Source organism: Melissospora conviva, from assembly GCF_049523535.1.
GTDB lineage: Bacteria > Actinomycetota > Actinomycetes > Mycobacteriales > Micromonosporaceae > Melissospora > Melissospora conviva.
Genome location: NZ_JBLLDT010000001.1, coordinates 415622 through 437930 on the forward strand (window position 1 = coordinate 415622; position 22309 = coordinate 437930).

The following is a 22309-nucleotide window of genomic DNA, read 5'->3' on the forward strand; positions in this document are numbered from 1 at the left end:
GGTCAGGCGGTCGCGGCGGCGCGGGCCGGTCAGGCGGTCGCGGCGGCGCGGGCCGGTCAGGCGGTCGCGGCGGCGCGGGCCGGTCAGGCGGTCGCGGCGGCGCGGGCGCGCTGACGGCGGCCGTACCAGGCGATCCCGACGACGACGCCGACGCCGACACCGAGGGCGGCGGCGGCCACCGGAACTGCGGGCCGGTCGCGCAGCCGGCGGCCGAGCGGAATGGGGTGGCGGAACTCCAGCACCGGCCAGCCGTTCTCGGTGGCGAGCTTGCGCAGCCCGCGGTCCGGGTTGACCGCCGTCGGGTGGCCGACGCACTCCAGCAGCGGCCGGTCGGTGATCGAGTCGGAGTAGGCGTACGAGTCGGCCAGGTCGTAGCCGCGCGCGGTGGCGAGCTCGGCGACACCCTCGACCTTCGCCGCTCCGGCGGCGTAGAACTCGATCTCCCCGCTGTAGCGGCCCTGGTCGTCCACGGCCATCCGGGTGGCGATGACGCCGGAGACGCCGAGCAGTTCGCCGATGGGGCGGACCATCTCCTCGCCGGAGGCGGAGACGAGCACGACGTCGCGGCCGGCGGCGCGGTGCTCCTCGATGAGGGCGGCCGCCTCGGCGTAGACGTACGGGTTGATCAGCTCGTGCAGTGTCTCGGCGACGATCTGCCGGACCTGCTCCACCGGCCAGCCCTTGCAGAGCGCGGCGAGGTAGTCCCGCGTCTTGGTCATGGTCTGTTCGTCCGTGCCGCCCAGCCGGAACATCAGCTGCGCGTACGCGGACTTGACCACGTCCCGGCGGGTGATCAGGCCATCACGGTAGAACGGCCGACCGAACGCCAAGGCGCTCGACTTGGCGATGACGGTCTTGTCCAGATCGAAAAAAGCGGCGCTTCGGCCCACGGTCGGGAAGTGTAGTCGGCCGATGCCCGGTCGGCGCGCAGCCTGCCCCGTGACGTGCCTTTCGCGGCATTTGGGCAGCTAGATGAGGGCCGGCGCGTCCCAGTGCGGTTACTCTCCGCTGCGGATCTTTCGCAGCTGGTGAAGTTCTGCCTCTCGACTGCCGCCGACAGCTGCGGCATGCTGTGCGTACGACACGGCACTGCCGTGACGCCTCGGTCTCGGCAGCCGCCCGACCCCCTCGTGGCTGCCGGGTGCGGTTCGGTTCACCCCCCCCGGAGCCGAACCCCGGCGACCCCCGTCCCCGTGACGGGGGTCGCTGTCGTTGCCGGCCGCATCGCCCGGCCATAACAGATCGAATCCCGCGTACGGGCGCTGTCCACAGCCCGCCGTCCCGTCCACAGCGGAGCAGATCGCCCCGTCCCCGAACGGCTTACCGGCGGCACGGTCAGGCGGTCACAGGTGCCGATCCCCTTGGAGGCCGCGATGCCGCCCCGTACCTCAGTCGCGCCGGATCCGCCGCTGCCGCTGGTGCTGACCGGTGACGGCGAGCTCCTCGACGAGCTGCTGCGCCTGGCTGCCGCCGGCGGCAGCCAGGTCGAGGTCGCCGCCGACCCGGCCGCCGCCCGGCCCCGCTGGAAAGCCGCCCCACTGGTGATCGTCGGCACCGACCAGGGCCAGGCGTGCCTGCGGGCGCGACTGCCCCGCCGGTCACGGGTCGTCCTGGTCGGGCTCGCCGGCACCGCCGACCCCGGCTGGGATGTCGCGGCGCTGATCGGCGCCGAACACGTCGCGGTCCTGCCCACCGCCGAACCGTGGTTGATCGACCGCTTCGCCGAGACCCTCGTCGAGGACCCCCGGCCCGGCAGCGTCGTGGCGGTGCTCGGCGGCCGGGGCGGGGCCGGCGCCAGCGTGCTCGCCGGCGGCCTCGCGATCACCGCCACCCGCTCGCGGCTGCGCACCCTGCTCGTCGACGGCGATCCCCTCGGCGGCGGTCTCGACCTGGTCCTCGGCTGGGAGCAGCTCGACGGGCTGCGCTGGCCCGCCCTCACCGGCGCGAACGGGCGGATCGACACCTCGTCGCTGGTGGCGGCCCTGCCGGGACACGGCGACCTGGTGATGCTCTCGTGGGATCGGGGCGACCCGCTCGGGCTGCCGGCCGAGGCGATGGCCGCCACCCTGGAGGCCGGCCGCCGAGGCCGGGACCTGGTGGTGGTGGACCTGCCGCGGCAGCTCGACGACGCCGCCCAGATCGCCCTGCAGGCCGCCGACCAGACCTACCTGGTGGTCCCCGCCGAGCTGCGGGCCGTCGCCGCGGCGGCCCGGGTCGCCGCCACCGTCACCCCGCACTGCCCCCGGCTGTCGCTGGTCGTGCGCGGCCCGGCGCCCGGCGGCCTCAAAGCCGCCGAGGTGGCGAAGGCGCTCGACCTGCCGCTGGCCGGGACGCTGCGCCCCGAACCGGGCCTGTGCCGGGCGCTTGAACGCGGCGAAGCCCCCACCGCCGACGGCCGCGGACCACTCGCCACGCTCTGCCGCCGGCTGATCTCCGAGACCCGCGACGCCGTCCTGGCCGGTGCCGCGTGACCGGGCGCGGCGTGCCGGCACGCGGCAGACATGAGCTTGCCGTCCGGGTCCGCGAACGGTTCGCCGCCGAAGGCGCTCCGGTCACCGCCGCGGCCGTCGTCTCCGCGGTACGCGCCGACCCGGCCACCGCGGTACTCGGCGACACCGCGCTGCTGCGCACCGCCGACCGGGTCCGCGACGACCTGCTCGGGGTGGGCCCGCTGGCGCCGCTGCTGACCGATCCCTCTGTCAGCGACGTGCTGGTCAACGGCGCACGGGTCTGGGTCGACCGAGGGGACGGGCTGCGTCAGGTCGCACTCGACCTCGGCGGCCCCGACGACGTACGCCGTCTCGCCCAGCGCCTCGCCGCCGCCAGCGGCCGCCGGCTCGACGACGGCTGCCCGTACGTCGACGCGCAGCTGCCCGACGGCACCCGGCTGCACGCGGTGCTGCCGCCGGTGGCGACCGCCGGTCCCTACCTCTCCCTGCGGACCTTCCGTCAACGTCCCTTCACGCTGGCGGAGCTGGTCGGCTCCGGCATGGTGGCGCCATCGGTGGCGCCGCTGCTGTCGGCGGTGGTGGCGGCCCGGCTGGCCTACCTGGTCACCGGCGGCACCGGCTCGGGCAAGACGACCCTGCTCAACACGCTGCTCGGCCTGGTCCCGCGTACCGAGCGGATCATCCTGGTCGAGGACGCCGCCGAGCTGCGCCCGGCCCACCCGCACGTGCTGGGTCTGCAGGCCCGGACCTCCAACGTGGAGCAGGCCGGCACGATCGGGCTCAGCGACCTGGTCCGGCAGGCGCTGCGGATGCGTCCCGACCGGCTCGTCGTCGGGGAGTGCCGCGGCGCAGAGGTGGTGGATCTGCTCGCCGCCCTGAACACCGGTCACGAGGGCGGCGCGGGCACCCTGCACGCCAACACCCCGGCCGACGTGCCGGCCCGGCTGGAGGCGCTCGGTCTCCTCGGTGGCCTGCCCCGCCCGGCGCTGCACGCCCAGATCACCGCCGCGTTGCAGGTCGTCCTCCAGGTCCGGCGCTCTCCCGCCGGACGACGACTCGAATCGGTCTGCCTGCTGCTGCCGCAGGGCACCGAACGGCTGGTAACCGTCGTTCCCGCCTGGACCCGCGAGCGCGGCGCCGGACCGGCCGCGGGTGCCCTGATCCGGCTGCTCGACCAGCGCGACGTGCCGGTGCCCGACGTCCTGCACGGCGACACCGCACCCCCGCCGGTACCGCCGCCGGCCGGCCACCACACCGAGCCCACACGAGAGCCGGCGCCCGGCCATCACACCGAGTCCGTACGGCAGCCGGCTCCCGGCCACCAGGCCGAGCCCGCGCGGGAGCCGCTGCCCGACCGGTTCGCCGCGCCGGGGCCACGGCACTCCCGGGCCGCGAGGGAGCGCCGGTGACCGGCGGCTGGAGCGCGGCGGCCTGCCTGGCGCTCGCGGCGCTGGCCGTCGGCTGGCCGCGCCGGCTACCGGGCACCCGCCGCCGCCTGCTGATGCGCACCGGCCGTACCGCGCCCACGATCGACCTGCGGGCGGTCGCCGCGCACCTACGGGAGCGGCTGCTGCGACAGCCGCGTCGCAGCGCCGCGCTCGCCGGCCTGGTTGCCGCGCTGGTCGGTCTCCTGCTCTCCGGGTTGGTGGCCGCGGTCGCCGCGGCGGCCTATGGTGCGCTGGCCACCCGGGCGCTGCTCAGCCGCCGGGCCGCAGGGGAGGAGCGCGAACGCCGCCGTCGGCAGCTCGACGATCTCTGTGCCCTCGCCGCGGACCTGCGCGCCGGCCTGCCCGGCACCGGGCCGTTCGCGGAATCCGGGTCGCCGCCCGCCGATCGCCTCGCCGGGTTGACCCGGTCGGCGGTCCGGCTCGCCGAGCGCACCGGCGCGCCCCTGGCCGAGCTGGTCGAGCGGATCGAGGCCGACGCCCGCGCGGCCGACCGGGGCGCGGCGGCGGCAGCGGCCCAGGCTGCCGGAGCCCGCGCCACCGCCGGGCTGCTCGCTGTGCTGCCCGTCGGTGGGATCGCCCTCGGCTACACCATCGGTGCCGACCCGCTGCACGTCCTGCTGCACACCCCGCTCGGGGCTGCCTGCGCCCTCGGAGCGGTCCTGCTGCAACTCGCCGGGCTGGCCTGGACCGCCCGGCTCAGTAGCGCGCGGGCCTGGGCCGGGTGATGGCCTCGCTGCTGGCCGCCGGTTGCCTGCTCGCCGCCGCACTGGTGGCCGGACTCCGGCCCCGCCCCCGTCGCCTGGCCCGGCTGCGCCGAAGCGGCCCACCACCACAGTCGCGCCTGCGACGCGATCCGATCCGGGGCGCGGCGGTCCTCGCCGGGCTGGCGGCGGCGATCACCGTCGGCGGCTGGGCCGCGCCGCTGGCCGGTCTCGCCGTCGCCGTCACCGCCGACCGGGCCCTGCGCCGGCTCGAACCACCGGCGGTACGCCGGCGGCGGCAACGCGAGAGCGCCGACCTTCCGCTCGCCGCGGACCTGCTCGCCGCAGCGCTGCGCGGCGGCACCCCCGTGGACCGGGCCGTGGAGGCCGTCGCCGAGGCGCTCGGCGGCCCGCTGGCCGAGCGGCTCACCCGGGTCGGCCGCACGCTGCGCCTCGGTGGCGACCCACCCGAGGCCTGGGCGCACCTGGCGCCGGTCGAGGGGGCGCAGCGGCTGATCGTCGCCGCGGTCCGCTCCTCGGCCAGCGGTGCGGCCCTCGCCGGCGGGCTGACCCGGCTCGCCGACGACCTGCGGGCCGACCGCGCGCTCGCCGCCGAAGCCTCGGCCCGGCGCGCGGGCGTGCTCATCGTGCTGCCGCTCGGGCTCTGCTTCCTGCCCGCCTTCATTCTCGCCGGCCTCGTGCCGGTGGTCGTCGCCGTCCTCGGCGACGTGCTCTGAGCCGACCCGCTCCGAGCCGCTCCGAACCCGTCCGCCGCCGGGACCGCCTGGCGGCACCGCAGAAAGGAAGAGGTCATGCGCAAACTCCTCGCACACCTGCGCGCCCGGCTCCGTGGAGACGCCGGCATGAACACCGCCGAGTACGCCGTCGGCACCCTGGCCGCCGTCGCGTTCGCCGGCATCCTGCTCAAGGTGCTGACCTCCGGCAGTGTCCAGAAGGCACTGACCTCGGTGATCGACCGGGCGCTCTCGTGAGGCGGCGCCGGCGGGCCGGCCACGACCGGCGATCGGGTATCGCGGCCACCACCGGTGACCGCGGCTCCTTCACCGCCGAACTCGCGGCCGGCCTGCCGGCGCTGATGCTGCTCCTGCTCGCCGGGCTCACCGCCGTCGGCGCGGTCACCACCAAAGCCCAGTGCCAGGACGCCGCCCGCGACGCCGCACTCGCCACCGCCCGAGGCGCGGACGGCACCTCGGCAGGCCGGCGCAACGCGCCCGCCGGTGCAGCGATCACCGTCAACCTAGACGGCGAATACGCGCACGCGACCGTGCGTGCCCCCGTCCGGGTCCTCGGCGCCCGCCTGCCTGCCCTGACCGTCGAGGCCGATGCCACCGCCGCGGTCGAACCGGGCGAACCAGGGGCATCGCCATGACGGCATCACGGGGATCAGGTCAAGGCAGTGATCAGGGCGTATCAACGACCGGGAGGTCACGGCGGCGGCGACTGCGGACGAGGTCGGGCACGGACCGGGGCAGCGCATCGCTGTGGCTGCTGGCCCTCGGGCTGGCACTCTTCGCCGCCTCCGGCGCGGGGGCGGCGGTCGGCGCGGCGCAGGTGGCGAGTCAACGCGCACAGATCGCAGCCGACCTCGGCGCCCTGGCGGGGGCCGCCAGGGCTGTCGAGGGCGCTGAGGCCGCCTGCGCCCGCGCGGCCGAGCTTGCCGCCCGCAACGACGGGCAGATCACCGGATGTGTGCTGGAGGGCTTCACACTCCAGATCACCGTTGAGGTCGCGGCGACCGGCCTGCCCGGCTGGGAACGCAGCGCCAAAGCCTCAGCCCGAGCCGGACCGATACAAGGCTGAGTCGGATCCTCCTGGTCGAGGGTGAAATTTGGCGCTTCAACCCTTCTTGGCAGCGGACACGTCGACGCAGACGATGCCCTTGTTGCCGTCCTGGTCAGCGATCACGGTGAGCGAGGGCGCGTTGCTGTCATCGACGACGGTCCCGCCCGCGGCGAGGGCGGCGGCGATCCGTTGCTCGGCCACCTCGGGCGCCACATAGACCTCGATGTGGAACCGCTGACGCGGGGTCTCGTGCTCGTCGGCGTCCCCGAACCAGAGGTTCGGTACCCGTCCCGTGGCGTCCCTGATCTCGTCGCCGGGAGACCCGCGTCCCTGGGACTCGGCGCTCCCGGTCAAAAGGGCGGCCCACACTGGTGCGATGGTCGCGGAGCGCGCCGTGTCGAGGCCGAGCTCGATGTCGCTGACCGAGGCCGGGTCGGCTGCGACCTTGTGGTCGGCGGCGACCTCGGTGATCCGGCGAGCGAGGTCGACGTCCTGCTGGGTCACCCATGCGACGACATGCTCGGTGCCCTCGTCGTCGCGGAAGACAGCGTCGTCGCTGATCAACTTGAAGTCGACGTATCCGTTGCCGATCGACACGCGCGGGTGGTGTCCGACCGCGTCGCCGGCCTCGCCCACCGCGGCGACGAATCGTGCGCCGGTGCCGAAGTCGTCGACCAGGTAGCGGGCATGCAGTCCCTGGGCCAGCTTGCGCCAATCAGCCAGGTTGGCCTCGGCGATCTGTTCGCCCTTCAGCATGTCCATGGACAGGACTCTATGGCCGATTCGGCCCGCAGCGCCAGCGTAAGGCGGCGGCTCCCCACGCTGGGGAAGCGGAAGTAGTTGGCGATTCAGGCGTCTACGCCGCGATGGCGGGCAGGTCCGGGAGGGGCAGGCTGCCCTGCCCGCCCCCGGACCTATCGCGTCAGCGGCTCTGCAGCGCGTCCAGGCCGACGGCCATCGCCATCACCACGCGCCGGTCCAGACCGGGGTGGTTGATGTTGACGACGTAGCGGTCGCGCAGGCCCCACTTCTTCTCCACCGAGAAGGCGACCTGGCCGTCCAGCACGAAATCGAAGTGGTACGGCAGCCAGGAGAGCGAGTTGACGAAACGGCGCAGCAGCGCGATCGGGAAGCTGCGCTCCTGGCCCGTCATCGGCCCCACGCCGGGCTGCTCGACGATCCACGTCGAACGCAGCAGCGACGCCTTGAAATCCTTGCGGAACAGGCCGATCGGCGCACCGTTGGCGTCGGTCACGTCGTACGTCGCGCCCAGGTCCATGACCTGCCGGGCCTTGAAGCCCAGCACCGGCACCTGCTTGGTGTCATCGGTGTAGAGCGTCACCTGCTCCTTGAAAGCCATCCGCTTCTGCTGCGCGAACGCGAGCATCGGCCCTTCCGAGCCGTCCGGCGCGGCCGCGTGCACCTGGTACTGGTTGACCATCAGGCGGAGCCGCTGACGGATGAGCAACTGCCGCTGTGCCTGCAAGAACTGAAGGTCCATCTGACTTCCCCTGTCGAGCCGACGCGACCAACTCCGGCCGCACGGCGGAGTGTGGCACACCGATGCGATACCGGCAGACCGCACAAACGCGGCCCACACCGCGCTCACCCGCCGGGCTCACCCGCTCGGCACCGTCCACAAACGAACCCGGCCGATCCGGCTCACCCACCCTGACCAGGACGGCACCGCAGGCAGCGCGGCTCAGGACTGCGGGGACGGCTCCGGGGGCAGATTCGCCAGCACCACGTCGAGCACGCGTACGGCATCGTTCTTGGCCAGTGGATTGTTGCCGTTGCCGCACTTGGGCGACTGCACACAGGACGGACAGCCCGCTTCGCAGCCGCAGGCCGAAATCGCCTCCCGGGTGGCCCGCAGCCACTGCGCCGCCACCGCGTACGCCCGCTCGGCGAAACCCGCACCGCCAGGGTGTCCGTCGTAGACGAAGACCGTCGGCGCACCGGTGTCGGGGTGCACGGCGGTGGAGAGCCCGCCGATGTCCCAGCGGTCACAGGTCGCGACCAGCGGCAGCAGGCCGATCGCCGCGTGCTCGGCGGCGTGCAGCGCCCCCGGCACCTCGGCCGGCTCCACCCCGGCCGCCGCCAGCGCCTGCGGTGAGACGGTGAACCAGACCGCCATCGTGCGCAGCTCGCGGGCCGGCAGGTCCAGTGGCCGGGTGTCGATCACCTCGCCGGTGGCGATGCGCCGCCGCTGGTAGGAGACCACCTGGCTGGTGACGTCCACCTCGCCGAGGAACATGCCGACCGGCCCGGCGTCGGTGTAGGAGCGCACCGAGAGCACCGTCAGAGAGGTGACGTCGCGGGCGTGGGTCGACCAGTCCGGTTCGGCCGGGTGCACCAGCGCGCAGCCGTCGGCCAGGTCCAGGGAGTCCACCACGTACGAGACGCCCTGGTGCAGGTGGACCGCGCCGGGATGCACCAGGAAGTGCGCGGAGCCGCCGTCGACCGTGCCGAGCAGCCGCCCGGTGGCCGCCTCGACGACGCAGACCGGGGCGCCGTCCTGGCCGCGCAGATCCACCTCCGGGCGGCGCGGATCACGCCAGTACCAGCCGGTGGGGCGTGCGCGCAGGGCGCCGGCGGCGACCAGTTCGTCGACCGCCGCCCGGGCGCCCGGCCCGAAGAGCTCCAGGTCGGCGGGGGTCAGCGGCGCCTCGGCCGCCGCGCAGGCCAGCTGCGGCCCCAGGACGTACGGGTTGCCCGGGTCCAGGACCGTCGCCTCGACCGGCCGGCCGAAGAGCGCCTCCGGGTGGTGCACCAGATAGGTGTCGAGCGGGTCGTCGCGGGCCACCAGCACCGCCAGCGCCTCCTGCCCCGAACGGCCCGCCCGGCCGGCCTGCTGCCAGAGCGAGGCCCGGGTGCCGGGATAGCCGCAGATCAGCACCGCGTCCAGCCCGACCAGGTCTACGCCGAGCTCCAGCGCGTTGGTCGAGGCCAGCCCGAGCAGCTCCCCGTCGAGCAGCGCCCGTTCCAGCGCCCGTCGCTCCTCGGGCAGGTAGCCGCCCCGGTACGCCGCGACCCGCCGCCCCAGCCCCGGCACCGCCTCGTCCAGTGACCGGCGGGCGCTGGTGGCGACCACCTCGGCGCCGCGGCGGGACCGGACGAACGCCAGGGTGCGTACCCCGGCGGTGATCGAGTCGGCGAGCAGGTCGGCGGTCTCGCGCAGGGCGGAGCGGCGGGTCGGCGTGAGGTCGGCGGGATTGTCGGTGTCGGGCGGCAGCAGCGGCGGTTCCCAGAGCGCGAAGGTCACCCCGCCGCGCGGGGAGGTGTCCTCGGTGACGGCTGCCACCGGATGACCGGTGAGGCGTTCGGCGGTCGCGGCCGGATCGCCGGAGGTCGCCGAGGCGAGCACGAAGACCGGTCCGGTCCGGCGGTGCGGGCCGGACGGCTGGCTGGGCACGCGGGCCGGGCGGGCGTACCGCTCGCACTGGCGGCGCAGCCGCCGCAGCACGTGCGCCACGTGCGAGCCGAATACCCCCCGGTACGTGTGGCACTCGTCGACGATGACGAAGGAGAGCCGGCGCAGGAAGGCGGTCCACTGCGCGTTGCCGGGCAGGATGCCGTGGTGCAGCATGTCCGGGTTGGTGAGCACGAACCGGGAGTGGCGCCGGATCCAGTCCCGTTCGGCGCGGGGGGTGTCCCCGTCGTAGCAGGCGGGGCGGATGCCCTCCAGCTCCAGCTCGGCGAGCGCCCGCGCCTGGTCGGCGGCGAGCGCCTTGGTCGGTGCGAGGTAGAGCACGGTGGCGCGCGGGTCGGCCAGCAGGGTGGCCAGGGCCGGCAGCAGGTAGGCCATCGACTTGCCGGAGGCGGTGCCGGTGGCGATCACCACGTGCCGTCCGGAGAAGGCCAGCTCGGCCGCTTCGGCCTGGTGCTTCCACGGGGCCTCGACGCCGCGCCGGCCCAGGGCGGCGCGCAGCTCGGCGGGCACCCAGCCCGGCCAGTCGGTGGTGATCCCGGCGCGGGCCGGCACCCGTTCGATGTGGGTGATGGGGTCTTCGGAGCTGCGCCGGCGCATCATCGCCAGCAGCCGGTCACCGCTGCCGGCGACCTCCGGCGGATCAGCGCCGGGGCCGCTCGATACGGTGACGGAGGAGCTCACGTACTGCACTCTTGCACTTTCCCTGGGCTATCTGACAGTCGACCTGGGGTATGAGGAGGGTCGCAGCCGAACCCGGCACGGTGTTCGGGTAGGTGGTTAGATGCCCAGAAGCGTTTCCGGGCTGGTGAGGAGAACTGATGGAGCTGTCGCTGGCGACCCGCACGGCCGAGGACCATACGGTGCTTGCTGTCGGTGGCGAGGTGGACGTCTACACCGCGCCCCGCCTGCGGGAACGGCTGATCGAGCTGATCGACGCGGGGGCCCGCAAGGTGATCGTCGACCTCGGTGGGGTCGACTTCCTCGACTCCACGGGTCTGGGTGTGCTGGTGGGGGCGCTCAAGCGGCTCCGTGCGGTCAGCGGCACCTTCGCGCTGGTCTGTGACAAGGAGCCCCTGCTCAAGATCTTCCGGATCACCGCGCTGGACCAGGTCTTCCCGCTGTACCGAAGCGTCGACGAGGCGATCGCCGCCGACTCCGGCTCGGGAGCATGATGCCCACGGTTCGGCTTGCCTTCTCGCCGGCTCCGGTGCACGTGCGTACCGCCCGTCTGGTCGGCGTGGCGGTGGCCCGCCGGGCCGGGGTGGCCGAGGATCTGCTCGACGAGGTGCGCCTGGCCATCGGTGAGGCCTGCACCCGTGCTGTCACCCTGCACCGCCAGTACGGCCTCAGCGACCTGGTCGAGGTGGAGATGACCGACGCGCCCGGCTACGCGGTGCGGGTGATCGACCGGGCGCCGATCGAGGCCGGCCTGGGCCTGACGACGTTGCCGCCGGACGAGCTGGCCGATGAGGCGCTCACCGACGAGGCGCTCACCACCGGCGTGGGTTTCGCGCTGCTCGCCGGTTTCGTCGAGAACCTTCAGGTCCGCCCGGTGGACGAGGGGATCGGCACCGAGGTCCGGATGGACTGGCCGGTCCGCCGCTGAACCGACCGGCCGGCCCGCCGTTGACGCCGCCCGTCCGCTGCCGAAGTGGCCCTGCCGGTCCGCAGCGGACCGGTGGCGTGCCTTGTCTTTGCAGGTCCCGGCCCATGATCGACTCTGCTCTATATCACAATCTTCGCGTTGACGCAGCGACGAGGATCATTGAGGCGCGCCTTCCCGACAGTGTGACCTCCGCCACGTTCTGCCGCTAAAGTACCCGGGGTTATCAGCGAGTTTCGGACCGTGATCATCTTTGTAAAAAGATCACGGCCCGGGGTGACGCTCGCGATCCGCCTTGCTCAGCCGGCCGGTCCCCGTGACCGGCCGGCGCGAACCTCGGTACAGGAGGACATGGAATGCCCGGGACTCTCGCCGCTGACGGCGGTGCACTGTCCCTTACCGGAGCGAACCTGTCGTACGTCATCATCGCCGCGGTCATCGCGTTGGTGGCGCTCGGCTTCGCAGCCGCCTTGACCAGGACGGTACTGGCGGCCGGTAAGGGCACCAAGAAGATGCAGGAGATCTCCGGTGCGGTCCAGGAAGGCGCCTCGGCCTATCTGATGCGCCAGTTCCGGACCCTCGGGATCTTCGTGGTGATCGCCGTGATCGTGCTCTTCCTGCTGCCGGTCCACGAGACCGACAGCAACGAGACACTGGTCAAACTCGGCCGGTCGATCTTCTTCATCGTCGGCGCCGGGTTCAGCGCCTTCATCGGTGGCGCCGGCATGGCCCTGGCCACCCGGGCGAACGTTCGCGTCGCCGCCGCGGCGCGCGAGCGGGAGGGCGGCCGGGAGACCGCCATGAAGATCGCCTTCCGGACCGGCGGCGTGGTCGGGTTCCTCACCGTCGGCCTGGGCCTGTTCGGCGCGGCGCTGGTCGTCATCCTCTTCCGCGGCGACGCCCCCACCGTCCTGGAGGGCTTCGGCTTCGGCGCGGCCCTGCTGGCGATGTTCATGCGGGTCGGCGGCGGGATCTTCACCAAGGCCGCCGACGTCGGCGCCGACCTGGTCGGCAAGGTCGAGAAGGGCATCCCCGAGGACGACCCCCGCAACGCCGCGACCATCGCCGACAACGTCGGCGACAACGTCGGCGACTGCGCCGGCATGGCCGCCGACCTCTTCGAGTCGTACGCCGTGACCCTGGTCGCCGCGCTGATCCTGGGCCGGGCCGCGTTCGGCGAGGACGGGCTGGTCTTCCCGCTCATCGTCTCCGGCATCGGCGTGATCGTGGCGATCGTCGGCGTCTTCATCACCCGGCTGCGGGCCAGTGACCGCAACGGCCTGACCGCCATCAACCGCGCCTTCTACACCTCCGCCGTGCTCTCGGCGGTGCTGGTGGCGATCGCCAGCTGGGCGTACCTGCCGGGCGACTTCGCCGGCTTCACCGATGGACTGACCGGAGTCGACGCCGACCCGCGGCTGGTCGCCATCGGCGCGGTGGTCATCGGCATCGTGCTGGCCGGCGCCATCCAGGCGCTGACCGGGTACTTCACCGAGACCCAGCGCCGCCCCGTGCAGCTGATCGGCAAGAGCTCCGAGACCGGGGCCGCGACCGTGGTCCTGGCCGGCATCAGCGTCGGCCTGGAATCGGCCGTCTACTCGGCGCTGCTGATCGCCGCCGGCGTCTTCGGCGCCTTCCTGCTCGGCGGCGGATCGATCACCCTTTCGCTCTTCGCGGTGGCGCTGGCCGGTGTCGGCCTGCTCACCACCGTCGGCGTGATCGTGGCGATGGACACCTTCGGGCCGATCTCCGACAACGCCCAGGGCATCGCCGAGATGTCCGGTGACATCGACGAGAACGGCGCGCGCATCCTGACCGAGCTCGACGCCGTCGGCAACACCACCAAGGCGATCACCAAGGGCATCGCGATCGCCACGGCGGTGCTCGCCGCGACCGCGCTCTTCGGCTCGTACACCGACACGCTGCGCACCGCGTACGCCAACGCGGGCGTCGGTGACGTCGGCAACGAGATCCTCAACGCGCTCAACGTCGCCGACCCGCGCAACCTGGTCGGCCTGATCATCGGTGCGGCGGTCGTCTTCTTCTTCTCCGGCCTGGCGATCAACGCCGTCTCCCGGTCGGCCGGCGCGGTGGTAATGGAGGTGCGGCGGCAGTTCCGGGAGTTCCCCGGGATCATGGATTACAGCCAGCGCCCGGAGTACGGCAAGGTCGTGGACATCTGCACCCGCGACGCCCAGCGGGAACTGATCACACCCGGTCTGCTCGCCGTCCTGGCGCCCATCGCGGTCGGCTTCGGTCTCGGCCCGGGCGCGCTCGCGGCGTACCTGGCGGGGGCGATCGGCACCGGCACCCTGATGGCGGTCTTCCTCGCCAACTCCGGCGGCGCGTGGGACAACGCCAAGAAGCTCGTCGAGGACGGCGCCCACGGCGGCAAGGGCTCCGAGGCGCACGCGGCCACGGTCATCGGCGACACCGTCGGCGACCCGTTCAAGGACACCGCCGGCCCGGCCATCAACCCGCTGATCAAGGTGATGAACCTGGTGTCGCTGCTGATCGCCCCGGCCGTGGTCGCCGCCTACATCGGCACGGACAGCAACACCGCGATGCGGGTGGCGATCGCGCTCGGTGCGGTAGCGGTGATCGCCGGTGCGGTGATCTTCAGCAAGCGCCGCTCCGAGACGCTCGCCCAGGACAACGATCCGGACGCCGGACCGGGCAGCCGGGAGGGCAGCGCGCAGTCGCTGGTCGTCTGATCCGCGTGCTCACCCCGGCCGGCACGCGACGTGCCGGCCGGGGGAGCCCGCGACGGCGGGATGTCGCTTCCCCGCACAGGCCGTACGCTGCTCGCATGTGTACCCGCCAGTGGGCCGCCGCCCGGAAACTCACGGTGGTCCTGGCCACGCTGGTCCTGCTGATGGCCGGCTGCGGCGCCGACCCCAGCGCCCGGGTCTGGGCGGCGTCGGTCTGCAAGGCGCTGACCCCGTGGCGGACCACCATCGCCACCCTGACCAGCAGCACCGAGCAGCAGATGCGGGCCCAGACCACCCCCGCGCAGGCCCAGGAGAACCTGGTACGCCTCTTCGCCGGCGCCGAGCAGGCCAGTGAGACCGCCCGCAGCCGGGTCGCCGACGCAGGCGTTCCGGACGTGGAGCAGGGCGAGGAGATCTCCGCGGCCTTCGTGGCGGCCCTCGCCGGCATGCGCGACGCGTACGGCAAGGCCCGCCGCACCATCGACGAGCTGGACACCGGCGACGACGAGGCCTTCTACGCGGGCGTCGACACCGCGGTCCAGGTCCTCAACGCCGAGTACGACGCCAGCGGCCTGGACACCGGCGGACTCAACTCCGAGGAGCTCCAGGAGGCCTTCGACGAGGTCCCGGAGTGTCGCTGAGCGCGGCTGATCCCGCGCCGCGGCCGGCCGCCACGCCGGTGCGGCAGCTCTCGCTCTTCGGCGCCGAGGCGGCCGACCCGGCCGTCGGTGACCTCGCCGGGCTGCTCGCCGGGCCGGGCCGGATCACCCGGATGGGCGGCACCGCCCGGATCAGCGTGCCGGTCGCCGACGCCTGGCGGGTGCACGTGCTCGTCGCCGAACTGACCCGGCGGGCGCTGCCGGCGGCCTGGGAGCCCGGGTACACGGTCCGCACCGCCTACACCAGTGTCCTGACGCCGCTCGCCGCCGCGTGGCTGCGGGCCGGTGTGCAGACACCACCGGCCCGGCTGCACCTCGACGGCCGCCGGCTGCGGCTCTGGTTAGCCGCCGCCGGACGTCCCGACGAGGGCGGCTACCTGCTCGGCCTCGACCCGGGCGCCCCGCACTCCTGGCCGCTGGTGGGCGCCGCGCTCGCCGCCGCCGGCCTGCCCGCCACACTCACCGCGCCCGCCACACTCACCGCGCCTACCGAGCCGCCTGCCGAGTCCGGTCCGCCCGTTGCGTTCGCGCCGCTCACCGCGCCCGCCGCGCCGGCGTACCGGATCTCCGGGCGGCGGCGGCTGGCGCGGCTCGCCGAGCTGACCGGCGAGGCGCCGCCGGCCGTGCCCGCAGGGATCTGGCCCGGAAACTGAGGTTGTCGATCCCGGCCGGTTTGAGAAGTGTCCGATCGGAGACAGGTGAGACAGGCTCGGGACGGCGAAAAGCGCCCGCCGCGAGCCTTTGGCATCCATCGATACGCGCAGTGCGCCGCGTACCCGGTGGCTCGCGGTGTACGGTGACGCCGTGCCGGCATGACCACCGGGTGTGGCGTCGGCGCTACCGACGAACGTGTGACGCCGGGCTGATCAACTGCCCGGGAATCCCGGAGTTCGGGCAGCGCGTTACGTTGGAGATCGCAGCGCCGGGGGAGGCGGACGTGGCCCAGTGCCACCGCTCCGACCGCCTCGCCGGCCACCACCGAACCGAGCGGGGAGAGACGTGCCGAGCAACACCAAGAGCACCCGTCTGGTCATCGTCGAGTCACCGGCGAAGGCCAAGACGATCTCGGGGTACCTCGGCCCGGGATACGTCGTCGAGGCCAGCTTCGGGCATGTGCGCGACCTGCCCCGCAAGGCCGACGACGTCCCCGCCAAGTACAAGAAGGAGCCGTGGGCGCGGCTCGGCGTCGACGTCGACAACGGCTTCACGCCGTTCTACGTCATCTCTCCGGACCGCAAGCAGCAGATCAACAAGCTGATCAAGCTGGCCAAGGAGGTGGACGAGGTCTTCCTCGCCACCGATGAGGACCGCGAGGGCGAGGCGATCGCCTGGCACCTGCTGGAGACCCTCAAGCCCAAGGTGCCGGTCCGGCGGATGGTCTTCCACGAGATCACCAAGCCGGCCATCCAGGCGGCGGTCGCCAACCCGCGCGAGATCGACCGGGACCTGGTCGACGCCCAGGAGGCCCGCCGCATCCTCGACCGCCTCTACGGCTACGAGGTCTCCCCGGTGCTGTGGAAGAAGGTCCGCACCGGGCTCTCCGCCGGCCGGGTGCAGTCGGTCGCCACCCGGGTCGTGGTCGAGCGGGAACGGCTGCGGATGGCGTTCCGCAGCGCCGACTACTGGGACATCCAGGCCAGCCTCGCCATCGCCGGCAAGGCCGAGGGGCCGCGCAGCTTCCACGCCACCCTGGTCGCGCTCGGCGGCGACCGGATCGCCACCGGCAAGGACTTCGACCCCAACACCGGACGCGTCAAGCCCGGCGCCTCGGTGGTGCACCTCGATGGTGACGGCGCCCGCGGGCTCGCCGCCCGCCTCGACGGGCAGCCCTTCACCGTCACCCGGGTGGAGGAGAAGCCGTACCGGCGCCGGCCGTACGCGCCGTTCATCACCTCCACGCTCCAGCAGGAGGCGGCCCGCAAGCTGCGCCTCTCCTCGCAGCAGACGATGCGCGTGGCGCAGCGGCTCTACGAGAACGGCTACATCACCTATATGCGTACCGACTCGGTGAACCTCTCCGAGACGGCCATCGCCGCGGCCCGCCGCCAGATCGCCGAGCTCTACGGCGAGCGTTCGGTGCCACCGGAGCCGCGCCGCTACACCGGCAAGGTCAAGAACGCGCAGGAGGCGCACGAGGCGATCCGCCCCGCCGGCGACAACTTCCGCACCCCGGGTGAGGTCGCGAACGAGCTCTCCGGCGAGGAGTTCCGCCTCTACGAGCTGATCTGGCGGCGCACCATCGCCTCGCAGATGACCGACGCGGTCGGTTCCAGCGTCTCGGTGCGCATCCGCGCCGTCTCCACCGCCGGGGAGGAGGCCGACTTCGGCGCCACCGGCAAGACCATCACCGACCCGGGCTTCCTGCGGGCGTACGTGGAGTCCTCGGACGACGAGAACGCCGAGGCCGAGGATGCCGAGCGGCGGCTGCCGAACCTGGTCCGCGACCAGGCGCTGACCGCCGACGAGCTGACCGCCCAGGAGCACAGCACCCAGCCGCCGAGCCGCTACACCGAGGCTTCGCTGGTCAAGACGCTGGAGGAGCTGGGCATCGGCCGCCCCTCCACCTACGCGTCGATCATGCAGACCATCCAGGACCGCGGGTACGTCACCAAGCGCGGCCAGGCCCTGATCCCCTCCTTCCTGGCGTTCGCCGTGGTGGGGCTGATGGAGCGGCACTACCCGCGGCTGATCGACTACAACTTCACCGCCTCGATGGAGAACGAGCTGGACGAGATCGCCTCCGGCGACCACGCCTCGATCGACTTCCTGACGGCCTTCTACTTCGGCGCGTCCACCGGCGCCGGCGACCAGGACATCGCCCGTTCGGGTGGGCTGCGCAAAATGGTCACCGAGAACCTCGGCGACATCGACGCGCGCAGCATCAACTCGATCCCGCTCTTCACCGAGGACGACGGCCGCGAGGTGGTGGTCCGGGTCGGCCGTTACGGCCCGTACCTTCAGCGCGGCGCCGACCACGTCGAGGGCGAGGAGGGCCCGGCGGGTGACCGGGCGCCGATCCCCGAAGGGCTGGCCCCCGACGAGCTGACCCCGGAGAAGGTGCACGAGCTCTTCCTCGGCGGTGGCGGCGAGCGCAAGCTCGGCGAGGACCCGGCGACGGGCGAGCCGATCCTGCTCAAGTCCGGCCGCTACGGCCCGTACGTCGCAAGCGGTGAGCGCAAGTCGTCGCTGCTGCGTTCCCAGTCGCCGGAGACGCTCTCCTTCGAGGAGGCGCTGCGCCTGCTGACCCTGCCCCGGCTGGTCGGCACGGACCCCGACGGCAACGAGATCCTCGCCAACAACGGCCGCTACGGCCCGTACGTCAAGCGTGGCGACGACTTCCGCTCCCTGGAGTCGGAAGAGAAGATGTTCACCGTCTCGCTGGAGGAGGCGCTGGCGCTGCTGGCCGCGCCGAAGACCCGCCAGCGCCGGGCGGCGGCCCCGCCGCTGCGGGAGATGGGCGTCGACCCGCTGACCGAGAAGCCGCTGGTCATCAAGGACGGCCGCTTCGGCCCGTACGTCACCGACGGCGAGACGAACGCGTCGCTGCGCCGCAGCCAGACGCCGGAGGCGCTGACGCTGGAGGAGGCCTCCGAGATGCTCGCCGAGAAGCGGGCGAAGGGGCCGGCCCCGAAGAAGAAGGTCGCCAAGAAGACCGCCGCGAAGAAGACGACGGCGAAGAAGACGACCGCGAAGAAGACCACGGCGAAGAAGACCGCGGCCACCGCCGACTCCGATGCGGACACCCCACCGCGCAAGGCGGCGGCGAAGAAGGCCGCCCCGAAGAAGGCCGCTGCCGCGAAGGCGACCCCCGCCGCGGAGTGATCAGCCAACACCGACGCCGCTGACCGGCCCTCCGCCGGCAGCGGCGTCGCTGTCTGTCCGGACCCGGACCGCGCCACCCGGCCGCCGCTGACGCTGACCGGCGCGGAAACCCTGATCCGGCTCAGGCTCCGAGTACCTGCTCGGTGTAGTCGTTGGCGAAGACCCGCTGCGGGTCGAGGGTGTCGCGGACCCGCAGGAAGTCGTCGAAGCGCGGGTAGACCGCGCTCAGCGACGCCGCGTCGCGGTAGTGCAGTTTGCCCCAGTGCGGCCGTCCTTCGAGTCCGGCGGCGACCTTCTCGAAAGCCCGGAAGTACGGCTCGTACGGCGCCCCGGCGTACTGGTGGATCGCCACGTACGCCGATTCGCGTCCGTGGCCGTGGGAGAGCCAGATGTCGTCGGCGGCGGCGAAGCGCACCTCGACGGGGAAGAGCACCTTGAACGGCAGCCCGTCGATGATGCGCCGCAGCGCGGACAGCGCCTCGCCGAGCGCGGCGCGGGGCAGGGCGTACTCCATTTCCACGAAGCGCACCCGGCGTGCGGTGCAGAAGACCCGGTCGGAGCGGGCGGTGTAGCTGCGCTCGGTCAGCGCCCGGGCGGAGATCCGGCTGATCGACGGCGCCAGCGCGGGTACCTGCCGGCCGAGGCGGCAGGCGCCGGCGAAGACGGTGTTGGAGAGGAAGTCGTCGTCGAGCCAGCCGCGCAGCCGGTGCAGGGGTTTGTCGCTGACCGGTACCCGGTTGTTGGTCTTGACCTGGGCCCGGTCGGTGTAGGGGAACCAGTAGAACTCGAAGTGGTCGTTGCCGGTGATCAGGTCGGAGAGCCCGGCCAGCACCTCGGGCAGCGCGGCGGGGCGTTCGTGGGCGCGCAGCACGAAGGCCTCGTCGCAGCGCAGGGTCACCGCGACGACGACGCCGACGGCACCGAGCCCGACCCGGGCGGCGGCGAAGACCTCGGGGTGTTCGTCGGCCGAGCAGGTGATCACCTCGCCGGTGCCGGTGACCAGGGTGATCGCCTCGACGAAGGTGGCGAGGCAGCCGTACCGGGCGCCGGTGCCGTGGGTGCCGGTGGCGAGTGCGCCGGAGATGGTCTGGGCGTCGATGTCGCCGAGGTTGGGCAGGGCGAGCCCGGCGGTGGCGAGCAGTTCGTTGAGCGCGCGCAGGGTCATGCCCGCGGGCACGGTGACCAGGCGGGCGTCCCGGTCGACGCGGCTCGGGGTGGCCAGCGCGTTCAGTTCCATCCGCAGCTGGTCGGTGCGGGCGATGCCGGTGAAGGAGTGTCCACTGCCGACGGGTTTGACGCGGGTGCCGGCGGCGGCGGCCTCGGTGACGGCGGCGACGACCTGCGGCACGCTGATCGGACGCGACACCGACGAGCGGGCGCGCTGATTGCCGGCCCAGTTCTGCCAGACATTGTCGGTTGTCGTGATTCCGGCCATCCGCGTTCTCCCTCGAATCTGAACAGTATTCATATCAGGATCCGTTGTTGCAGGTAAATACCACAATCGGTGGTTAATCGTTGAGAACGGTGACGGCGCGAACCCGCGACGTGCAGATATGTTGATCCGTCGAAGGGGGTGGCGACCGCATGTCCACATCAACCGCCACGACCGGGCCACTGCGCCGGGTCCCGGTCCAGGGTAGAAGCGTCGCACGGGTCCAGCGCATGTTGGACGCCTGCGCCGAACTCGTGGACGAGGTCGGGTACGAAGGGCTGACCACCACACTGCTCGCCGAGCGCGCCGAAGTCGCGATCGGATCCGTGTACCAGTTCTTTCCGGACAAGCGGGCAATTGTCCAGGCGTTGACGCTGCGCACGATGGAGGCGTATCTCCAGCGGCTCAACGAGCGCTTCGCCGGTGACGATCTGACGAACTGGTGGGACGGGGTCGACGCCGCGATCGACGAGTACATCACCATGCACCGAACGGTCCCCGGTTTTCGTACGCTGCACTTCGGCGACGTGGTGGACCTGTACCTGCTCGACGAGAACCGGGACAACAACGGCGTCATCGCCGACCAGCTCGCCCGGGTCCTGGTCGACCGGTTCGGCATCGCCGACGTGCCGCAGCTGCGGTTCACCCTCGAGATCGCCGTCGAGGCCGCAGACGCGCTCATCCGGCTCGCCTTCCACCGCAAGCCCACCGGCGACGACCGGGTCCTGGCCGAGGCGAAGGCCCTGGTCCGGGAGTACCTGCACCGCCAGGTCGGGATCCTGGCGAACGCAGGCTGACCCGGCGCCGCCGCGACGGCCGGCGGCGTCAGAGAAACACCTTGCCCTCGCCCCGGTAGGTCGGCGCCGTGCCGGCCGTCCGGTCCTCGTCGACCAGGTGCAGCTCGTTGGCGTGCTCGCAGAGCTCGCCGGCCTTGGCATGGCGGAACCAGACCCGGTCGCCGATTCGCAGCGAATCGGCGACCGCGCCGGTCAGCGGGGTCTGCACCTCGCCGGCTCCCTCGGTGCCGAGCAGCTTCAGCCCCGCCGGCAGCCACGGCATCGGCAGCCGGCTCGACTCGGCGGGACCGGAGGCGATCCAGCCGCCGCCGAGGACCGTGGCGATCCCCGGCGCCGGCCGTCGCACCACCGGACAGGCGAAGAAGGCAGCCGGGCTGGGCCGCCAGGCCCGGTAGCCGTCGAAGAGCGTCGGCCCGTAGAGCCCGGACCCGGCTGTCACCTCGGTGACTGCCGGGTCGGCGCTGGTCGCCGCGAGGCTGCCGGTGCCGCCGCCGTTGACGAACTCCAGCTCGGCGTGCTCGCGGACCGCGGCCACCGCCGCCCCGCGCCGGGCCAGCAGTTCCCGGTACGACCGGCGCTGCATCAGCCGCAGCGCCGCCCCGCGCAGCGCCTGCCCCGGCGGCGCGTCACCCAGTCCGGCGATCTGCGCCTCGTACGCCATCACCCCCACCAGCGTGAAACCCGGCCGTCCGGCGATGCGGGCGGCGAGCGCCCCGGCCGCGGCGGCGGTGTGCACCGGCGAGCGGCGGACCCCGACGTGCACCCGGGCGCCCAGCGGCCGCCAGGAGGCGTCCAGGTCCAGGCAGATCCGCAGTGGCGGCCGGTGGGCGGGCGCGACGACCGCGTCGACGAGGTCGAGCTGCGCCGGGTCGTCGACCATCAGGGTGACCGCCGCGGCCAGCCGCGGGTCACCGGCCAGCTCGGCCAGGGCCTGCCGGTCGGCTGTCGGATACGCGACCACGGCGTCGTCGGTCACGCCGCAGCTCACCAGCCAGTTCGCCTCGGCGAGGGTGAAGGCGAGCACACCGGCCCACTGCGGGCGGGCCAGCACCCGGCTGAGCAGCTCCCGGCAGCGCACCGACTTGCTCGCCACGCGTACCGGCTTGCCGCCGGCCAGCTCGCCGAGCGCGGCGGCGTTGGCGTCGAAGGCGGCGAGGTCGACCGCCGCGAAGGGCGGGTCGAGCGTCGCGGTCGCCCGGTCGAGCCGGCCGCGGAGATCATCTCGTGTGGTGGGCACCTGGGTACGCTAACGCCGCGCGCCCTCCCCGGGGAACAGCTGCACCCTCGGCCGACTGCCCGTTGCGTCACCGTCGGCACCCCGTGTCCGTTCCGGCCCGCCCGGGTACGCCAGGCGTGGCCACCGCTGCGCCGGCGCGCTGTGGTCTCGCCGACCCGGGGCGCACGTCGAGGGCCGGGTCACGAGGGCTCGCCGACTAGAGTGGGCACCCGG

19 protein-coding genes and 1 pseudogene are annotated in these 22309 nt (G+C 73.1%); 14 read left to right on the forward strand and 6 right to left on the reverse strand.

From position 1 onward, the window contains the following. Positions 1-83: 83 nt before the first annotated feature. A complete protein-coding gene (locus tag ACK8GG_RS02055; protein WP_440355388.1) occupies positions 84-890 on the reverse strand; it encodes an HAD family hydrolase in 807 nt (268 codons plus the stop codon). Positions 891-1421: 531 nt separating this feature from the next. Here ACK8GG_RS02055 and ssd point away from each other — a divergent pair. From ssd to ACK8GG_RS02090, 7 genes and pseudogenes are all read left to right on the forward strand, one after another. Next, positions 1422-2471, forward strand: coding sequence for a septum site-determining protein Ssd (ssd, locus tag ACK8GG_RS02060; RefSeq protein WP_440355676.1), 1050 nt, complete (start codon positions 1422-1424; stop codon positions 2469-2471). After that, positions 2468-3661 (forward strand): annotated as a pseudogene (locus tag ACK8GG_RS02065) (TadA family conjugal transfer-associated ATPase); the annotation flags it as partial. The gene ssd and the pseudogene ACK8GG_RS02065, both read left to right, overlap by 4 nt. Positions 3662-3855: 194 nt before the next feature. Next, complete coding sequence (locus ACK8GG_RS02070; protein ID WP_440355389.1) at positions 3856-4623, forward strand: type II secretion system F family protein; 768 nt, start codon at positions 3856-3858, stop codon at positions 4621-4623. Next, positions 4623-5336, forward strand: coding sequence for a type II secretion system F family protein (locus ACK8GG_RS02075; RefSeq protein WP_440354301.1), 714 nt, complete (start codon positions 4623-4625; stop codon positions 5334-5336). The genes ACK8GG_RS02070 and ACK8GG_RS02075 overlap by 1 nt, the downstream gene beginning before the upstream one ends. A 75-nt stretch (positions 5337-5411) precedes the next feature. After that, positions 5412-5591, forward strand: a complete 180-nt coding sequence (locus ACK8GG_RS02080; protein WP_440348537.1) for a DUF4244 domain-containing protein — start codon at positions 5412-5414, stop codon at positions 5589-5591. Then, positions 5588-5989 carry a TadE family type IV pilus minor pilin gene (locus tag ACK8GG_RS02085; protein ID WP_440355390.1) on the forward strand — a complete coding sequence of 134 codons (402 nt, stop codon included), beginning with the start codon at positions 5588-5590 and terminating at the stop codon, positions 5987-5989. Before ACK8GG_RS02080 ends, ACK8GG_RS02085 begins: the two co-directional genes overlap by 4 nt. After that, positions 5986-6420 (forward strand): Rv3654c family TadE-like protein, encoded by a 435-nt coding sequence (locus ACK8GG_RS02090; RefSeq protein WP_440355391.1) that lies wholly within the window; start codon positions 5986-5988, stop codon positions 6418-6420. The genes ACK8GG_RS02085 and ACK8GG_RS02090 overlap by 4 nt, the downstream gene beginning before the upstream one ends. A gap of 36 nt (positions 6421-6456) precedes the next feature. Here the strand turns inward: ACK8GG_RS02090 and ACK8GG_RS02095 are convergent, their stop codons facing one another. The 3 genes from ACK8GG_RS02095 to ACK8GG_RS02105 all read right to left on the reverse strand — a co-directional run bounded on the left by ACK8GG_RS02095 (position 6457) and on the right by ACK8GG_RS02105 (position 10525). Continuing rightward, entirely contained in the window at positions 6457-7164 is a 708-nt protein-coding gene (locus ACK8GG_RS02095) for a 4a-hydroxytetrahydrobiopterin dehydratase (protein WP_440355392.1), read from the reverse strand. A 160-nt stretch (positions 7165-7324) separates the two neighbouring features. Next, the gene (locus ACK8GG_RS02100) at positions 7325-7903 is read right to left on the reverse strand and encodes an LURP-one-related family protein (protein WP_440348533.1); all 579 of its coding nucleotides are present in this window, start codon (positions 7901-7903) and stop codon (positions 7325-7327) included. A 201-nt stretch (positions 7904-8104) separates the two neighbouring features. Beyond that, the gene (locus tag ACK8GG_RS02105; RefSeq protein WP_440355393.1) at positions 8105-10525 is read right to left on the reverse strand and encodes a DEAD/DEAH box helicase; all 2421 of its coding nucleotides are present in this window, start codon (positions 10523-10525) and stop codon (positions 8105-8107) included. A 128-nt stretch (positions 10526-10653) separates the two neighbouring features. Here ACK8GG_RS02105 and ACK8GG_RS02110 point away from each other — a divergent pair, with 128 nt between their 5' ends. From ACK8GG_RS02110 to topA, 6 genes are all read left to right on the forward strand, one after another. Beyond that, the gene (locus ACK8GG_RS02110) at positions 10654-11007 is read left to right on the forward strand and encodes an STAS domain-containing protein (RefSeq protein ID WP_440348531.1); all 354 of its coding nucleotides are present in this window, start codon (positions 10654-10656) and stop codon (positions 11005-11007) included. Further along, positions 11004-11441, forward strand: a complete 438-nt coding sequence (locus ACK8GG_RS02115) for an ATP-binding protein (RefSeq protein ID WP_440348530.1) — start codon at positions 11004-11006, stop codon at positions 11439-11441. The genes ACK8GG_RS02110 and ACK8GG_RS02115 overlap by 4 nt, the downstream gene beginning before the upstream one ends. Before the next feature lie 353 nt (positions 11442-11794). Beyond that, positions 11795-14152, forward strand: a complete 2358-nt coding sequence (locus tag ACK8GG_RS02120; RefSeq protein WP_440348529.1) for a sodium-translocating pyrophosphatase — start codon at positions 11795-11797, stop codon at positions 14150-14152. A 95-nt stretch (positions 14153-14247) separates the two neighbouring features. Further along, on the forward strand, positions 14248-14790 hold the full coding sequence (locus ACK8GG_RS02125) for a hypothetical protein (protein ID WP_440348528.1): 543 nt from the start codon (positions 14248-14250) through the stop codon (positions 14788-14790). Then, positions 14781-15461 carry a hypothetical protein gene (locus tag ACK8GG_RS02130; RefSeq protein WP_440355394.1) on the forward strand — a complete coding sequence of 227 codons (681 nt, stop codon included), beginning with the start codon at positions 14781-14783 and terminating at the stop codon, positions 15459-15461. The genes ACK8GG_RS02125 and ACK8GG_RS02130 overlap by 10 nt, the downstream gene beginning before the upstream one ends. 346 nt (positions 15462-15807) lie before the next feature. Next, a complete protein-coding gene (topA, locus tag ACK8GG_RS02135) occupies positions 15808-18630 on the forward strand; it encodes a type I DNA topoisomerase (protein ID WP_440355395.1) in 2823 nt (940 codons plus the stop codon). A gap of 121 nt (positions 18631-18751) precedes the next feature. On the opposite strand, the gene ACK8GG_RS02140 is transcribed toward topA, so the two are convergent. Then, positions 18752-20065 (reverse strand): D-arabinono-1,4-lactone oxidase, encoded by a 1314-nt coding sequence (locus ACK8GG_RS02140; RefSeq protein ID WP_440355396.1) that lies wholly within the window; start codon positions 20063-20065, stop codon positions 18752-18754. 227 nt (positions 20066-20292) lie between these two features. On the opposite strand from ACK8GG_RS02140, the gene ACK8GG_RS02145 reads away from it, so the two are divergent. Then, complete coding sequence (locus tag ACK8GG_RS02145) at positions 20293-20859, forward strand: TetR/AcrR family transcriptional regulator (protein ID WP_440349206.1); 567 nt, start codon at positions 20293-20295, stop codon at positions 20857-20859. A 28-nt stretch (positions 20860-20887) separates the two neighbouring features. Here ACK8GG_RS02145 and ACK8GG_RS02150 read toward each other — a convergent pair whose 3' ends face one another. After that, on the reverse strand, positions 20888-22096 hold the full coding sequence (locus ACK8GG_RS02150; RefSeq protein WP_440355397.1) for an amino acid deaminase/aldolase: 1209 nt from the start codon (positions 22094-22096) through the stop codon (positions 20888-20890). Positions 22097-22309 lie beyond the last annotated feature (213 nt).

Coding starts and splice junctions, on each gene's coding strand:
- ACK8GG_RS02075 (WP_440354301.1), top strand. CDS start 4,623: ATGGCCTCGCTGCTGGCCGCCGGTTGCCTGCTCGCCGCCGCACTGGTG.
- ACK8GG_RS02080 (WP_440348537.1), top strand. CDS start 5,412: ATGCGCAAACTCCTCGCACACCTGCGCGCCCGGCTCCGTGGAGACGCC.
- ACK8GG_RS02090 (WP_440355391.1), top strand. CDS start 5,986: ATGACGGCATCACGGGGATCAGGTCAAGGCAGTGATCAGGGCGTATCA.
- ACK8GG_RS02095 (WP_440355392.1), bottom strand. CDS start 7,164: ATGGACATGCTGAAGGGCGAACAGATCGCCGAGGCCAACCTGGCTGAT.
- ACK8GG_RS02100 (WP_440348533.1), bottom strand. CDS start 7,903: ATGGACCTTCAGTTCTTGCAGGCACAGCGGCAGTTGCTCATCCGTCAG.
- ACK8GG_RS02110 (WP_440348531.1), top strand. CDS start 10,654: ATGGAGCTGTCGCTGGCGACCCGCACGGCCGAGGACCATACGGTGCTT.
- ACK8GG_RS02115 (WP_440348530.1), top strand. CDS start 11,004: ATGATGCCCACGGTTCGGCTTGCCTTCTCGCCGGCTCCGGTGCACGTG.
- ACK8GG_RS02120 (WP_440348529.1), top strand. CDS start 11,795: ATGCCCGGGACTCTCGCCGCTGACGGCGGTGCACTGTCCCTTACCGGA.
- ACK8GG_RS02125 (WP_440348528.1), top strand. CDS start 14,248: ATGTGTACCCGCCAGTGGGCCGCCGCCCGGAAACTCACGGTGGTCCTG.
- ACK8GG_RS02140 (WP_440355396.1), bottom strand. CDS start 20,065: ATGGCCGGAATCACGACAACCGACAATGTCTGGCAGAACTGGGCCGGC.
- ACK8GG_RS02145 (WP_440349206.1), top strand. CDS start 20,293: ATGTTGGACGCCTGCGCCGAACTCGTGGACGAGGTCGGGTACGAAGGG.